The following is a 14,627-nucleotide window of genomic DNA, read 5'->3' on the forward strand; positions in this document are numbered from 1 at the left end:
ATGGTCGGTTCCGAACAGACACTGGAGGAGTGAACAACGTGCTGGAACCGCTGGGTGTGGATGACGCCACCTTCGCGGTCTACCATGCCCTGCTCAGCCGCCCGGACAGTACTCCGGAGCAGATCGCGGCGCTGCTGAACCGGTCCCTGAGCGACGTGCTGGACACGATGAACCAGCTGCGGAAGCTCGAACTGCTGGTCCCGACCTGGACCGACCCGGGCGCCGAGCACGCGGTCCACCCCCGGGTGGGCCTGTCCGGGCTGGCCGAGCGCCGCCGCGGTGAACTGACCCAGATGCTCAACGAGCTGAACCAGGCCGAGTCCTCGGCCGACGTGATCGCGGAGCAGTACAACGAGCTCCTCACCTCCCGCAGCAGCGGTGACATCGAGGTACTGAAGGGCCGCGCGAACGCGTCCCGGCGGATCGAGGAGCTCGGTCTGAAGGCGAAGAACTCCTTCTGGGGGATGGTGCCGGCCCACATCGACGACGCGCTGCACCCGGTCGAAGGGTCGCCGGACGCGCCGTTGCTCGAGCGCGGGCTGAAGATGCGCACCATCTACCTGCAGAGCATGACGGTCTCCAAGCCCGGTCTCGACTACGCGGCGATGCTGCACCGCCTCGGCGGCGAGGTCCGGGCGACCCCGACCCTGCCGATGCGGCTGCTCATCCTCGACCACGAGATCGCGATCATGGCGATGGACCCGGAGAACCCGACCGCCGGCGCGGTGATCCACCGCAGCCCCTCGGTGGTCGCACTCGCGCTCGCCCTCTTCGACGCCTACTGGTCCCGCGCCTCGGAGCTCTTCTCCCCCGAGGACCGCGACGACAACAACCCGCTCACCCCGCACGAGGCCGAGGTACTGCGCCTGCTGGCCGGCGGCGCCAAGGACGAGCAGGTGGCCCGGCTGCTCGGCATCTCGCTGCGCACCGCCCGGCGGATCACCGCCAACCTCTCCGAGAGGCTGGATGCCACCAGCCGGTTCGAACTCGGAGTGGCCGCCGCGAAACGCGGCTGGGTCTGATCGCCGAAAAGCACACCGGAAATGGCGGCGAATTACTTCGCCGGGACTGGTTGCGGGCCGAGATCGACAATTTCAATTCGCAGAACGGGACTACTCGGTTCCGGTATTTGTGAGTTGCCGTCACAGCATGCGGAATTCCGCAGGTACGACAACGGCGAGAGCTGCCTGCAGGGGCGTCCCGCCAGGAGAGCTGGGGATGACGGCACCGCGGACCAGGCCGGTCCGGCGACCTGCGGACTAGACCAATCAGGCCAGGAATTGCGATCCGATCGAAATGCGGACTGGACCAGGATTCTGCCGGGGATGGCGCCACAACTGAGCGAAGTGGCCCGGTTCGCTCAGTTGTGGACCGATTTCCGGTTGCCGCGGGGTCAGACGGTCTTGACGGCGGCGAGCAGTTTGGTGAGGGACTCGCGGGCGTCGCCGAAGAGCAGGGTGGTCTTCGGGTCGTAGAGCAGTTCGTTCTCGATGCCGGCGAAGCCCGGCCGCATGGAGCGCTTCAGGAAGATGACGCGTTGCGCCTCGTCGGCGTTCAGGATCGGCATGCCGTAGATCGGCGCGCTCGGCGTGGTGCGGGCGGCCGGGTTGACGACGTCGTTGGCGCCGACGACCAGGACCACGTCGGTGGACTTGAAGTCGCCGTTGATCTCTTCCATCTCGCGCAGCTGGTCGTAGGGGACCGAGGCCTCGGCGAGCAGGACGTTCATGTGGCCGGGCATCCGGCCGGCCACCGGATGGATCGCGTAGTCGACCTTGACGCCGCGGCCCTGCAGTTCCTCGACCAGGTCGCGCAGGGTGTGCTGGGCCTGGGCGACGGCGAGACCGTAGCCGGGGACGATGACGACCCGCTGGGCGTAGCCGAGCAGGATCGCGACGTCGGTCGGCGTACCGGAGATGACCGGCCGCTCGGACGCCGTACCGCCGCCGAGGGTGGAGCCACCCTTGACCGCGCCGAACAGGATGTTGAAGACCGAGCGGCCCATCGCGTCGGCCATCATCTTGGTCAGCAGCGTGCCGGCCGCGCCGACCAGCGTTCCGGCGACCAGCAGCATCGTGTTGCCGAGGACGTAACCACCGGCGGCCACGGTCAGTCCGGTGAACGCGTTCAGCAGCGAGATGACGATCGGTACGTCGGCACCGCCCACCGGCAGCACCAGCATGACGCCGAGCGCGAGGCCGACCAGGCAGAGCAGTACGCCGACCCAGACGCGCGGGTCCGACACCAGCCAGACCGACAGCGCGAGCCCACCGAGGATGCCGGCCACGAACAGCACCGGCAGGCCCGGGAAGGTCACCGGCCGGCTCGTCATCAGCTCCTGCAGCTTGGCGAACGTCACGATCGAACCGGAGAAGCTGATCGCGCCGACCAGGACGGTGAAGGCGGTCGCGATCGCGGCGATCGTCTCGCCGTCGTGCACCTCGCCGAGCTCCATCAGCGCGACCAGGGCGGCCGCGCCACCCCCGACGCCGTTGAACAGCGCCACCAGTTGCGGCATGTGCGTCATCTGCACCCGGCGGGAGCCGACCACCCCGGCGACCGTGCCGATCACCAGCGCGACCAGGATCGCGGCCAGGTGGTCCGGCTTGTAGGCGGCGAAGGTGATGATCACCGCGAGCGTGGCGCCGGCCGCGCCGATCAGGTTGCCGGTGCGTGCCGACTTCGGCGACGACAGGGCCTTCAGCGCGACGATGAAGCAGACCGCCGAGATCAGGTAGCCGATCTGGGCCCAGGTGGCGATCACTTGTGCAGCTCCTTCTTGCGCGCCGCCGGACCGCGGAACATCTGCAGCATCCGGTCGGTGACGACGAATCCGCCGACCATGTTCACCGTCGCCAGTACGACGGCCAGCAACCCGACGATCACCACGCCGGTGGACTCGGCCTGGCCGGTGACGATGATGGCGCCGACCAGGATGACGCCGTGGATCGCGTTCGCGCCCGACATCAACGGGGTGTGCAGGGTCGAGGAGACCTTGCTGATCACCTCGACGCCGACGAACGCCGCGAGCACGAAGATCGTCAGCAAAGCGATGGTCTCGGTCATGCCATCGGTCCTTCCAGCAACTCGCGGGTCGGCTCGTGCAGCACGGTGCCGTCATGGGTGAGGCAGCAACCGCGGACGATCTCGTCGGAGAAGTCGGGGTTGAACTCGGCGTCGCGGGTCATCAGCGTGATCAGGTTCGCGATGTTCTGCCCGTAGAGCCGGCTGGCCGGGCCGGCCATCTGGCTGGGCACGTTCGCGCCGCCCCAGACCAGTGCGTTGCCGATCATCAGTTCGGTCCCGGCCACCGAGCCCTCGACGTTGCCGCCGGACTCCGAGGCCAGGTCGACGACGACCGAGCCGGGCTTCATCTGCTCGACCATCGAGCGCGACACCAGCATCGGCGCCGTCCGGCCGGGCACCGCGGCGGTGGTGATCAGCGCGTCCGCGCCCGCGATGTACGGCGTCAGCAGGTCACGCTGCAGCTGCGCGCGCTCCTCGGTCATCTCGCGGGCGTAGCCACCCGGCCCGTCCAGCGTGCCGAGCTCCAGCTCGATCGGCTGGGCGCCCATCGACGCGATCTCCTCGGCGGCGGCGGTGCGGACGTCGTACGCCTTCACCACCGCGCCGAGGCGCTTCGCGGTCGCGATCGCCTGCAGTCCGGCGACACCGGCGCCCAGCACCAGCACCTGGGCCGGCGGCACCGTGCCGGCGGCGGTCATGTTCAGCGGGAAGAACCGCGGCAGCCGCTCGGCGGCGACGATGGCCGCCCGGTAGCCGGCCACCAGGGCCTGCGAGGAGAGTGCGTCCATCGACTGCGCCCGGGAGATCCGCGGGATCATCTCCATCGCGAACGCCGTCAGCTTGGCCCGGGTCGCGGCCCGGACCACGTCCGGCGGGTTGGTCGGCAGGAAGGACATCAACGCCGTACCGGCGTGCAGCCGCTGCAGCCGCTCGCGCTCGAGCGGCTGCACCGACACCACCACCGTCGCGGCATGGTCGGCCCCCCAGGCCACCTCGGCTCCCGCCTCGCGGTAGGCGTCGTCGGAGTACAGCGCGCGCTCGCCGGCCGCGGGCTCGACCGCGACCTCGTAGCCGAGCTGGACGAGCTTGACGACTTGTTCCGGCACCAGGGCCACCCGGCGCTCGGCCGGTCTGGTCTCTCGCACTACTGCGATCTTCACTCGCCGAAACCTATGCCAAACACACGGTATGCGGAAAGCCCGGTGCCACCGATCAGGCCAAGTTCCGCAGAAGATGCGCTTCGGCCAGACAGACCTTGGCGAACTCCTCCAGGTGCAGACCCTCGTCGATGCCGTGGGCCCGGGTGTCGGGGTCCTCCACCCCGGTGACCAGGACGGCGGCGTTCGGGAAGGCCTGCTGGAACTCCGCGATGAACGGGATCGAGCCGCCCATCCCGGTGTCGACCGGCTCCACGCCCCAGGCCGCGGCGAAGGCCGAACGGGCCGCGTCGTACGCCGTTCCGTTGGCGTTGATCGAGCACGGCTGGCCGAGATCGCCTTCCGTCACAGTGACCTGGGCTCCCCACGGCGCGTTCTGCTCGAGGTGGTTGCGCAGGGCTTCCATCGCCTTGACCGCGTCGTCGCCGGGGGCCACCCGCAGGCTGACCTTGGCCCGCGCGACCGGCACCAGGGTGTTGCTCGCGTCGGCGACCCGCGGCGCGTCGATGGCCAGTACGGCGATCGCCGGGCGGGTCCACAACCGGTCGACCAGCGTCCCCGAGCCGATCAGCTTGACCGAGTCCAGCACGCTCGACTCGGCACGGAACCGGTCCTCGGGATACTCCAGCGCGGCCGCGCGTGTCGCGTGCAGGCCGTCGACCGCGACGTCACCTTCGTCGTTGTGCAAGGTGGCGAGCAGCCGGCACAACGCGGTCAGCGCGTCCGGTACGGCGCCGCCGAACAGGCCGGAGTGCACCGCGTGCTTCAGTGTCCGCACCTCGACGAAGCAGTCGACCAGGCCCCGCAGCGAGACGGTCAGCGCGGGCTGGCCGATCGCCCAGTTGCCCGAGTCGGCGATCACGATCGCGTCCGCGGTCAGCTCGTCGGCGTACTCGTCGAGCAACTGCAGCAGGGTCGGCGAGCCGATCTCCTCCTCGCCCTCGACGAAGACCGTCACGCCCACCGGCAGATCGTTGCCGAAGGCCCGTACAGCGGCGAGGTGGGCGGCGATCCCGGCCTTGTCGTCGGCCGCGCCGCGCGCGTACAGCCGGCCGTCGCGCTCGGTCGGCTCGAACGGCTCCGACGTCCACTCCTCGAGCTTGCCGGTCGGCTGCACGTCGTGGTGGGCGTAGAGCAGCACGGTCGGCTTGCCGGCCGGCGCCGGCTTCTTCGCGATCACCGCGGGCGCGCCGTCCCCGGCGCGCACGATCCGCACCGCGAAGCCCTCGGCCTCGAACAGCGCGGCGGTCGCCTCGGCGGACCGCTGGACGTCGGCCGCACGGGCCGGGTCCGCACTGACCGAGGGAATCCGGATGAGGTCCTCGAGGTCGGCACGAACACTGGGCAGAACGCGGTCGATCGCCGCGGCTAGATCGGTCATGCGCCCTACCGTACTGCGGGTCAATCATTTACTTTCTACCGAGAAGATCCCGAAGGTTACCGCCCGAACCCCGGAGGACATGATGACCCGCCCCTTCGCCATCGTCACCGCCTTCGTCACCACCGCGGCCGCGCTGACCGCCCTCGGTACGCCGGCCAGTGCCGCGATCACCTGCGACACCGCGGCCAACACCGGCAGCCCCTTCTACGACGGCCCGTCGGCCTCCAAGAAGTACGACGCCAGGTTCAGCAACAGCGCGAGCATTCCCAACCTCGGCACGCACACCCCACAGGGCGCGGGCACTTGGTACAACTGGGACGGCTCCGGCAAGAACCTGCTGCTGGTCACGTCGTACCGCGCGGGCGCCGACTCGCAGATCTACGGCATCGACCCGGCCACCGGCTCCACGGTCGGCGTGGTGGCCATCGCCGAGGCACACGTCGGCGGGATCACCACCACCAAGGGCTGGGCCTTCGTCGCCGGTGCGGGCAGCTCCATCCGCAAGTACCGGCTGACCGAGCTCCGCGACGCTCTGAAAGCCGCCGGTACGCCGTACCTGGCGCAGGTGGGCACAGCGCGAAACGTGGCCGGCTCCTCGTTCCTGACCAGCTACGGCGACTCGGTCTTCTCCGGCAGCTTCAACGAGACCGGTCGCGGCACCATGTACGAGTACAAGGTCGCCACCGACGGCACGCTCACCACTCAGGCCGGTGCCTGGGAGGTCCCCACCAAGACGCAGGGCCTGATGGTGACGGCCAACCACTTCGTCTACAGCACGTCGTACGGGCGGGGTAACCGCAGCAACCTGTACGTCGTACGGCGTGGCCAGAAGGATCTGGACGCGGCTCAGCTGAGCTGCTTCCGGGCGCCGAGCATGACCGAGGGCATCACCGAGTACAACGGCACGGCGTACCTGGTCTACGAGTCGGGCTCACACCTCTACAGCGGCGACTCGGCCACGCTCAACGTCATCCCGCGGATGCACAAGGCCACGGCCTCGTCGCTGACCTCGCTGGTGCCCTAGGGCCGCTTGTAGGAGGACGAACCCAGGACGTCGTTGACCTCGTCCTTGCTGCCGGCCCTGACCTGGGTCCGCAGCACTCCTACGCCGTTGACCAGTTGGTAGCGCTCACCCACGACCGGCTGGCCGCCGTTGCACTTGTAGAGGTAGATCGCGTTCTGCTCGGTGTAACCCGGGCCACCGTCCGCTACACAGTTCTCCGTCGGCTTGCCGGCCTTCGGGACCGTGACGCCCTTCTGCAGCTCGAGATAGACACCTGGTACGTCGCTGCTCTGCCGCCACTGACCGGTGTCGGTGGTGATCAAGAGGGCGGTGCCGTCGGCATTGGTCGACTGCTGGTTCCAGCTGCGGTCGACTGTCACCGACAACGAGTTCTCGCTGACGGTCACTGGAAGGCTCAAGACGAGCCGATAGCCGCCATAGCCACCACCCGCGGCCAGTAGCAGAGCAAGGACGATCGTGACTGCCCATGCCCGGCCGGAGCGCCGTGAGCCCGTCCCAGCCGCCGACACCAGTGCCGCCGGAGCGGTCGCGGCATCCCCAGCGGCCTCACTGACCGGTGGGACTGTCGGCGCGTTGGCCGCTGAGAGCGCCGTCGGCTGGTCGATTCCGCCCGGCCCCGCCGGGACCGGCAGTTCCTCGGCCGGAACCAGCCCGGCCGGGATCTCGCCGGTCTCGTGTGCCTCTCGCAAGGCGTCGAGAAAGCTGTCGAGGTCCGGCCAGCGCTTGTCGCGGTCCGGCTCCAGGGCCCGCCGTACGACGGCGTCGATCGCGTCCGGTACGTCGTCGCGCAGCGTGCTCATCCAGGGCGGCGGCTTCTCGATCCGCATCACCGCGCCCAGGCTGATCACGCCGTGCGGTGCCTGGCCGGTGAAGGCCGCGTAGGCGACGGCGCCGAGCGAGTAGAGGTCGGCGCGATGGTCGAGCCGGTCGCCCATCACCTGCTCGGGCGCGACGTAGGCCGGCGTACCGCCGGGCATGGTCAGCTGGGACACGGTCTCCAGCGACTTGCCCAGTCCGAGGTCGCCGAGCATCGCGCGCTGGCCCGACTCGTCGGTGCGGAACAGCACGTTGGCCGGCTTCACGTCGCGGTGCAGGACGCCGCGGGCGTGCAGCTGCTTCAGCCCGAGGCCGACCTGGCCGATGACGTCGACGACGTCGTCGATCGACACCGGTCCGGCCTTGATCCGGTCCGCCAGCGAGCCGCCGTCGGCATAGGTCAGGACGAGATAGGGCCGGCCGTCCTCGGTCTCGCCGACATCGTGCACGCCGACCACATGTGGTGAGTCGACCCGGCGCAGGAACCGGCCCTCGGCCAGGAAGCGGCGCCGGACGTCGTCCTCGTCGATCCAGTTGTCGGACAGGATCTTGACCGCGACCTCGGCGTCGAGCTGCTCGTCGCGGGCCAGCCAGACGGTCGCGAAACCCCCGGCACCCACCCGGCGGACCAGGGAGTACCGGCCGATCCGCGGTGGCTGGTCCATCCCCGCATTATGCTCGATCGCAGGTGCGACCAGGTCGCCGGAGTGCGCGTCCGGGACCGGTACGAGGCTCCCGAGGTACCCGTCGGCCGCCGGCCCGTTGTTGTGGGGACCTGTCGAACAAAACCGCTGCCGGCGGCGTCCTATCCCGGACGGGGACGAATCGATGGGACGACCGAACGTGAGATCTGGCAACGGCGTGCTGGCCGCGGCGATGGCTGCGGTCGCAGTAGTGGCTGTGGCTGGCGGCGGGGCCCTTGCGGCCGGCCGCAAGTCCGTCACGTCCAACTCGGCGCTGGTAGGACCGCTCGCCGTGGGCCCGACAGCTACCCCGACCCCTCGCCCCGGCACCACCTCCCCCACGGCCCGCGCGACCCCGTCGACAGTGGCCACGACGCCGCCGCCGGCGACTCCGCCCCCGCCGGGCACCCCCACGCCGACCCTGCCGACGGTGAAGGTGGAGCTCGCCCGTCTGCCACAGGGCCGCGCTCCTCAGGTGGTCTACCTCGACGGGCGGGTGGTCAAGGGTGGCCTCGGCAGCGACGTCCCGGTGCCCGGCCGGCAGCAGATCCTGCGAGCCGCCCGGTACGACGGTGACGCGCTGGTCGTCCTCGAGGTCGGTCTGGGGGGCAGCGAGCTCGTCCGCGTCGACAGTCACAGCGGCATCGAGCCCGAGCGCGTTGCCGATGTCGCCAGCCTGGTCAGCAACGCCGACGAGGACACGGTCGCCTTCGGGACGGCCCGCAGCAACCCGGACCACACCCGGCGCAAGGGCAATGTCGTCCACTGGCGCAACAACTACGAGGACCGCAAGCTCGATCGCCCCGGCGACTGGGAGTCGAAGGTGCTGGCGGTGGTCGGCGAGACCGTCTACTTCGCCGCGCTGACCGATCGGGACGGCCCGGCCGCGACGCTGAACAGCTGGCACACCCGGAGCGGCAAGGTGGAGAAGCTGCGGTCCTTCAAGACCCCCGCGGGGGTGGACTTCCAGGGCGCGAACGGCGTCGACGAACTGGAGGGCGCCGACCAGACCTTCTGCTCGGCGATCCGTGAGCTCGGCAGTGGGAAGCAGCTCTGGCGGACCTGCGAGCACTCGCTGGACGGCTTCACCCCGGACGGCCGGACCGTCTTCGCGACCCCTGACTTCCACGCCGGTGGATCCGACCCGTGGACCAGCGCGATCGACACCGCGACCGGCACGGTACGGCGCCAGTGGACCGGCGTGCAGTTCCTCAGCGCCACCGCCGAGGACGACAACCACCTGCTGATGGTCGTCGCCAACGGTGAGCGGACGCCTGGTGCGATCATCAGGTGCAGCATCGACTCCGGCGCCTGTGAGCTGGCGACGAAACCCGCGCGGACGGCCGAACGGGACCGGCTCCGGCTGATGGGAGGGTGGGGATGAAGCAGCAGAACGCCCTACTGGCCATCATCGTCGCCGCTGTGACGGTCGCCGCGGTCGTCGCGGGTGGCGTCCTGGCCTCCCGCCAGGTGCCGCGAGCCGAGGCCGTCGCCGACGCCGTACCGCTGCCGGCGCTTGCCACGACGCCACGGCCGACCACTCCGCCGGTCCCTCCGCCTGCGACCGGTACTCCGCCCGCCGCGCCGTCCACAACACCGCGACCGCCCTCGACCGCACCGTCGGTTCCCTCGTCCGTTCCGGTGGCGACTCCTGGGAAGACGGCGACCTCGACCGGACCGACCAAGATCACCCTGGCCGTCGACAAGCTCGTCCGTGGACGGCTGCCGCAGATTCCCTACCTGGTCGGCCGGGAAGTTCGCGGAGGCGCCGGAGCTCCGCTCAGAATCCCCGGTACGGCGGACATCCTCGAGATCGCGCGAGTGAACGGCGCCGTACTGGCCCTGACCACCGATGTGAACGGCAGCAGAGTTCTGCGACTCGGCGGCGACGATCCGAAGAGCGTCCCGAACGTCAACCGGATGAAGATCAACGAGGAGCAGACCGGCGCCGCCTACGCGGCCTCAGGCCCGAGCGGGTCCCCGGTGGAGGGTGGCACGCTCTATGCCGACTCCGGCGACCAGTTGAGGTCGCTCAAGGTGACCACCGGCTGGAACTTCCAGGTCCTCGCCTATGTGAAGGGGAAGGTCTACTTCCAGTCCGCCAGTCACCTCGGCACGGGCGGCACGACGAGCACGTACCAATGGACTCCCGGCGCGGCCGAGGCCGAATCGGTCCCGACCGTTCCGCGGCTGACGACGCTCAGCGCGGACGCCGAGGTGGCCGCCACGATGGTGCTGCTCAACGACGCCGGCAGTTGCTCGGCGATCACCGAGGTCGCGACCGGCAAGCGGCTCTGGAAGACCTGCGACTACTACCTCAACGGCTTCACGCCCGACGGCGCCACCACGTTCGGCGTCCAGTCGGGCGACGAAGGTTATTGCAGCCTCTCCCAGGTAGCCCTGGACGCGAAGACCGGCCGGCTGATCCGCGAGTGGAAGGGTTGCTTCCAGCAGGTCACGGCCGAGGACGACGAGCACCTGCTGATGGTCGCGGTCGCGGCGGGCGGTGGCGGGGATGACGCGGACCTGGCGATCATCCGGTGCGCGATCAGTACCGGCGACTGCGAGCTGGCCGTTCCCGTCAGCCCGAAGACCCGACTGAGGCTCGCCAAATGACGCAGGTCCCCCCGACGGTCCGGAGGCCGGAGATGAAGAACAAGAACGGCCGGCTGGTCGCGCTGATCGCCTCGGTCGCGGTGGCGGCGGTAGCCATCGGCGGCGGCCTCGCCTACAGCAAGGGCCCGAGCGACGGTGCCGGCGCCGCGGTTCCGCTGGCGGCACCGACCACTCCGGCCCCGACGCCGGGCCCGACTTCGGCGCCGACTCCGAGCACTCCCCCGGTCCCGGGCAGCAAGACCCCTACGCCGTCGGGGACCCCGGTCAAGCCCGCCGGACCGGTCAAGATCACGCTCGACCTCGCCAAGCTGTCCAAGGGCCGCGATCCGCAGGTGCCGTATCTGGTCGGCCGGGTGGTGCGCGGCGGCGCGGGCGGCGAGCGGACCATCCCCGGCAAGGCAGCCATTCACGCGGTGGCCCGGGCCAGGGACCAGGTGTTCGCGATCGTCGAGAAGGGGCTGGGAACCGAGCTGGTGAAGCTCGGACCGGGCGACGGTCAGGCCGTGCGGGTGCCGGATGTCACCGCGCTGGTGTCGAGCGCCGACGGCGCCGCGGCGGCGTACTCCACGACCCGGATCGGCGAGCAGGGCGAGGAGCTCCAAGGCGCCACGGTGTACGCCGAGGACGTCGACGGAACACAGAAGCTCGCCCTGCCGAAGGCGTGGGGCGTCCGGGTCCTCTCCGTGGTGAACGGCAACGTGTTTTACGAAGCCAACGACACGCAGGGCGGCGCGTCCGAGCTGCACTCCTGGACGCCTGGTGAGCCGAAAGCCCAGCAGATCAAGGCCAGTTCGCCCACCGGTGTCTCTCCCGACGGCCGGCTGGTCGCTTCGATGGGTCTGATCAGCGACGGTGGCTCGTGCACCGACGTCGCCGAGATCGCCACCGGCAAACGGCTCTGGAAGACCTGTGAGAGCAGCATCTCGGGCTTCACCCCCGACGGCCGGACCGCATTCGGAGGCGATGCGTACGCCGACGGCTACTGCTCCGGGACCACATCGGCACTCGATGCGACGACCGGGGTGAAACTGCGCGAATGGACCAGCTGCTTCTTCCAGACCGTGCCTGAGGACGACCAGCACCTGCTGCTCGTCGTCGATGCCGAGAACGGCGGCGGCGCCGACGGCAACGGGCAGCGCGCGATCATCCGCTGTGACATCACCACCGGGACCTGTGAGCTGGCGACCCCGCTGAGCCGGTCCGGAGTGCGCATCGGCGAGTGACGGCGTCTGCTCGCAGCTAACGAGCGCCCTGCCAGGAGTGATCGGCGGCAGACTGCTCCTATGGAGCGAGTGGTGGTGCTGGCGGACATTCACGGCGTACTGCCTGCGTTGGAGGCGGTACTGGCCGAACCGGACGTGGCAGCGGCCGATGTGGTGGTGCTGGCTGGGGACCTCGCCAGTGGGCCGCAGCCGGTGGAGACGCTGGATCTCCTGCTGGGGCTGGGCGAGCGGGCCGTGTGGGTGCGCGGCAACGCCGACCGAGAGCTGGTGGAGCTGGCTCGCGGCTCGTACGCCGCGGAGCCACCTGACGAGGTCAGCCCCTGGGCGGCGAGGCAGCTCCGGCCGGACCAGGTGGAGCTACTGGCCAGCCTGCCGACCACTGTGACGATCGGCGACACCCTGTTTTGCCATGCGACCCCTCGCGACGACGAGGAGGTAGTGCTGATCGACAGTCCGATCTCCCGGTGGGCAGCGGTGCTCAGCGGCGTACCGGAAGAAGTCAGGACGATCGTCTGCGGGCACACGCACATGCCGTTCGCCCGGCAGGTCGACCGGCGGCTGGTGGTCAACGCAGGCAGCGTCGGCATGCCGTACGGCGCTCCTGGCGCCAGCTGGGCTCTGCTGAGTCCGGCCGGCGTCCAGCTACGCCGTACTGCGCTGGACCCGGCTGTCGCCGACAGGCTCGCCAGAGAGTCGTCGTACCCGGGGGTCGAGGAGTGGCTGGACGCGTACCTGCGCTCCAACTACTCCGACACCGAGGCACTTGAGGCGTTCAGAGCACGCTCCGAGGTCTGAGCGGCTACCGTCGGGGCATGTTTGCCCGGCGACGGAAGCACTTCGGCACCTCGGCCGACAAGGCGACGTACGCGACCCTGCACACCGCCTCACTGGCGACGCCGAGTCTGCGCGAAGGCCTGACTCCCGAGGCGGCGACCAAGGCGAGCAAGCACCTCCGTGACCTGCTCGGTACTGCGGCCATCGCGATCTGCGACTCGACCAGTGTGCTGGCCTGGGACGGTGTCGGCGGCGCGTACGAGGACTATCACCGTGGCGTGGCAAGGACAATCGCTGCAGCTACCCTGCGCACCGGCCGGACCGCAGTTCTAGGTGCTCATGATGTCGCCTGCGGTGATCCCCAGTGCCCGATCCGTACTGCGGTGGTCGCGCCGATCGTCACCGAAGATCGCGTAGTAGCCGTCCTGCTCGCCTACAGCCCACGCTCGTCGGCAGCGCTTGTTCGGGCCACCGAAGAGGTCGCCAGGTGGGTTTCCGGCCAGGTCGAGCTCGCTGAGCTCAACAAGGAGCGCACCCGGGCCATGGAGGCCGAACTGCGGGCACTGCGGGCGCAGATCAGCCCCCACTTCATCTACAACGCGCTGGCCGCGATCGCGTCCTTCGTCCGGACCGACCCGGAGCGCGCCCGCGAACTGCTGCTCGAGTTCGCCGACTTCTCCCGCTACGCGTTGCGCCGCGGCGGCGAGTTCACCACGTTGTCCGACGAGTTGCGCAACGTCGAGCGGTACCTCGTGCTGGAGCAGGCCCGGTTCGGCGACCGGCTCAAGGTCTCGCTGCTGATCGCCCCCGAGGTGCTGTCGGTGGCGATCCCGTACCTGGTCGTGCAGCCGTTGGTGGAGAACGCCGTCCGGCACGGACTCGACGGCACGACCGGGATCGGCAAGATCACCATCCGGGCCCAGGACCGCGGACTGGAGGCGGAGATCAGCGTCGAGGACGACGGCTCGGGCAGCGACCCCGAGGTGATCCGCGCTGCCCTCGCGGGCGAGTCGGCCGGCGACTCGGTCGGCCTCGGCAACGTCGACGCCCGGCTCCGCCAGGTCTACGGCGACGCCTACGGCCTGGTGGTCGAGACCGCTCCGGGAGCGGGCACAAAGGTCAGCTTCCGGGTGCCCAAATACTCCTCAGGCGTGCATGCGTCCGCTTAGTCTGTCGCCCATGACCGACTCTCCTTTGCGTGCCCTCGTCGCCGACGACGAGGAGCCGGCGCTCGCCGAGCTGGTCTACCTGTTGTCCCAGGACGCCCGGATCGGCCCGGTCAGGACCGCCTCGAACGGGCCCGAGGCGCTGAAGATCCTGCAGGCCGCCGAGCTGGACGTGGTGTTCTGCGACATCAAGATGCCCGGCCTGGACGGGCTCGACCTGGCCCGGGTGCTGTCCAACTTCAAGCGCCCGCCGCAGATCGTCTTCGTCACGGCGTACGACGAGCACGCGGTGGCCGCCTTCGAGCTGCACGCCACCGACTACGTGATGAAGCCGGTCCGCGCCGAGCGGCTGGCCGAGGCGGTGCGCCGGGTGATCAACGCCCGGACCCCCACCGCCGCGCCGCCGCAGGAGGACTCCGAGGACGAGACGATCCCGGTCGAGCTGGCCGGCGTCACCCGGTTCGTGCAACGCTCCACCGTCCGGTACGTCGAAGCGCAGGGCGACTACGCCCGGCTGCACACCGGGCAGAACTCGCACCTGGTCCGGATCCCGCTCAGCACCCTGGAGGAGCGCTGGCGCGAGGCGGGCTTCACCCGGATCCATCGCAGCACCCTGGTCGCGCTCGCCCATGTCGACGAGATGCGCGTCGACGGCGGCCGCTGCGCCGTCCGGGTCGGCGACGACTGGCTGCCGGTCAGCCGCCGGCACACCCGCGAGCTCCGCGACCTGCTGGTCCGCTCGACCACCTTGCGGGGCTGA

General features: G+C 69.9%; 13 protein-coding genes. 8 read left to right on the forward strand and 5 right to left on the reverse strand.

Annotation, left to right across the window (positions count from 1 at the left end; all coding sequences use genetic code 11):
* The first annotated feature begins 29 nt into the window (after positions 1-29).
* Entirely contained in the window at positions 30-1,022 is a 993-nt protein-coding gene (locus OX958_RS33440; protein WP_270134287.1) for a helix-turn-helix transcriptional regulator, read from the forward strand.
* A gap of 371 nt (positions 1,023-1,393) precedes the next feature.
* Here the strand turns inward: OX958_RS33440 and OX958_RS33445 are convergent, their stop codons facing one another.
* Genes OX958_RS33445 through OX958_RS33460 form a run of 4 tightly spaced genes read right to left on the reverse strand, consistent with a single transcriptional unit; the run spans position 1,394 to position 5,565 of the window.
* Complete coding sequence (locus OX958_RS33445; protein ID WP_270134289.1) at positions 1,394-2,764, reverse strand: NAD(P)(+) transhydrogenase (Re/Si-specific) subunit beta; 1,371 nt, start codon at positions 2,762-2,764, stop codon at positions 1,394-1,396.
* Positions 2,761-3,066, reverse strand: coding sequence for an NAD(P) transhydrogenase subunit alpha (locus OX958_RS33450; RefSeq protein ID WP_270134291.1), 306 nt, complete (start codon positions 3,064-3,066; stop codon positions 2,761-2,763). The genes OX958_RS33445 and OX958_RS33450 overlap by 4 nt, the downstream gene beginning before the upstream one ends.
* Complete coding sequence (locus OX958_RS33455; RefSeq protein ID WP_270134292.1) at positions 3,063-4,187, reverse strand: NAD(P) transhydrogenase subunit alpha; 1,125 nt, start codon at positions 4,185-4,187, stop codon at positions 3,063-3,065. Before OX958_RS33455 ends, OX958_RS33450 begins: the two co-directional genes overlap by 4 nt.
* 52 nt (positions 4,188-4,239) lie before the next feature.
* Positions 4,240-5,565, reverse strand: coding sequence for a dipeptidase (locus OX958_RS33460; protein ID WP_270134293.1), 1,326 nt, complete (start codon positions 5,563-5,565; stop codon positions 4,240-4,242).
* A 79-nt stretch (positions 5,566-5,644) separates the two neighbouring features.
* Here OX958_RS33460 and OX958_RS33465 point away from each other — a divergent pair, with 79 nt between their 5' ends.
* Complete coding sequence (locus OX958_RS33465; RefSeq protein WP_270134295.1) at positions 5,645-6,589, forward strand: hypothetical protein; 945 nt, start codon at positions 5,645-5,647, stop codon at positions 6,587-6,589.
* On the opposite strand, the gene OX958_RS33470 is transcribed toward OX958_RS33465, so the two are convergent.
* Positions 6,586-8,070, reverse strand: coding sequence for a serine/threonine-protein kinase (locus OX958_RS33470; RefSeq protein WP_270134297.1), 1,485 nt, complete (start codon positions 8,068-8,070; stop codon positions 6,586-6,588). The genes OX958_RS33465 and OX958_RS33470 overlap by 4 nt on opposite strands.
* Positions 8,071-8,248: 178 nt before the next feature.
* On the opposite strand from OX958_RS33470, the gene OX958_RS33475 reads away from it, so the two are divergent.
* From OX958_RS33475 to OX958_RS33500, 6 genes are read left to right on the forward strand one after another with little or no spacing between them, the layout of a single operon-like run.
* Positions 8,249-9,472, forward strand: a complete 1,224-nt coding sequence (locus tag OX958_RS33475; protein ID WP_270134299.1) for a hypothetical protein — start codon at positions 8,249-8,251, stop codon at positions 9,470-9,472.
* Positions 9,469-10,704, forward strand: coding sequence for a hypothetical protein (locus tag OX958_RS33480; RefSeq protein WP_270134300.1), 1,236 nt, complete (start codon positions 9,469-9,471; stop codon positions 10,702-10,704). The genes OX958_RS33475 and OX958_RS33480 overlap by 4 nt, the downstream gene beginning before the upstream one ends.
* Positions 10,701-11,927 carry a hypothetical protein gene (locus tag OX958_RS33485; protein WP_270134303.1) on the forward strand — a complete coding sequence of 409 codons (1,227 nt, stop codon included), beginning with the start codon at positions 10,701-10,703 and terminating at the stop codon, positions 11,925-11,927. Before OX958_RS33480 ends, OX958_RS33485 begins: the two co-directional genes overlap by 4 nt.
* Before the next feature lie 60 nt (positions 11,928-11,987).
* Positions 11,988-12,722, forward strand: a complete 735-nt coding sequence (locus OX958_RS33490; RefSeq protein ID WP_270134304.1) for a metallophosphoesterase family protein — start codon at positions 11,988-11,990, stop codon at positions 12,720-12,722.
* A 17-nt stretch (positions 12,723-12,739) separates the two neighbouring features.
* Entirely contained in the window at positions 12,740-13,870 is a 1,131-nt protein-coding gene (locus OX958_RS33495; protein WP_270134305.1) for a histidine kinase, read from the forward strand.
* A 10-nt stretch (positions 13,871-13,880) separates the two neighbouring features.
* A complete protein-coding gene (locus tag OX958_RS33500; RefSeq protein ID WP_270134306.1) occupies positions 13,881-14,627 on the forward strand; it encodes a LytR/AlgR family response regulator transcription factor in 747 nt (248 codons plus the stop codon).

Origin of the sequence: Kribbella sp. CA-293567, assembly GCF_027627575.1 — a bacterium.
In the GTDB taxonomy this organism is placed as follows: Bacteria; Actinomycetota; Actinomycetes; order Propionibacteriales; family Kribbellaceae; genus Kribbella.

Coding starts and splice junctions, on each gene's coding strand:
- OX958_RS33450 (WP_270134291.1), bottom strand. CDS start 3,066: ATGACCGAGACCATCGCTTTGCTGACGATCTTCGTGCTCGCGGCGTTC.
- OX958_RS33460 (WP_270134293.1), bottom strand. CDS start 5,565: ATGACCGATCTAGCCGCGGCGATCGACCGCGTTCTGCCCAGTGTTCGT.
- OX958_RS33465 (WP_270134295.1), top strand. CDS start 5,645: ATGATGACCCGCCCCTTCGCCATCGTCACCGCCTTCGTCACCACCGCG.
- OX958_RS33470 (WP_270134297.1), bottom strand. CDS start 8,070: ATGGACCAGCCACCGCGGATCGGCCGGTACTCCCTGGTCCGCCGGGTG.
- OX958_RS33480 (WP_270134300.1), top strand. CDS start 9,469: ATGAAGCAGCAGAACGCCCTACTGGCCATCATCGTCGCCGCTGTGACG.
- OX958_RS33485 (WP_270134303.1), top strand. CDS start 10,701: ATGACGCAGGTCCCCCCGACGGTCCGGAGGCCGGAGATGAAGAACAAG.
- OX958_RS33490 (WP_270134304.1), top strand. CDS start 11,988: ATGGAGCGAGTGGTGGTGCTGGCGGACATTCACGGCGTACTGCCTGCG.
- OX958_RS33495 (WP_270134305.1), top strand. CDS start 12,740: ATGTTTGCCCGGCGACGGAAGCACTTCGGCACCTCGGCCGACAAGGCG.
- OX958_RS33500 (WP_270134306.1), top strand. CDS start 13,881: ATGACCGACTCTCCTTTGCGTGCCCTCGTCGCCGACGACGAGGAGCCG.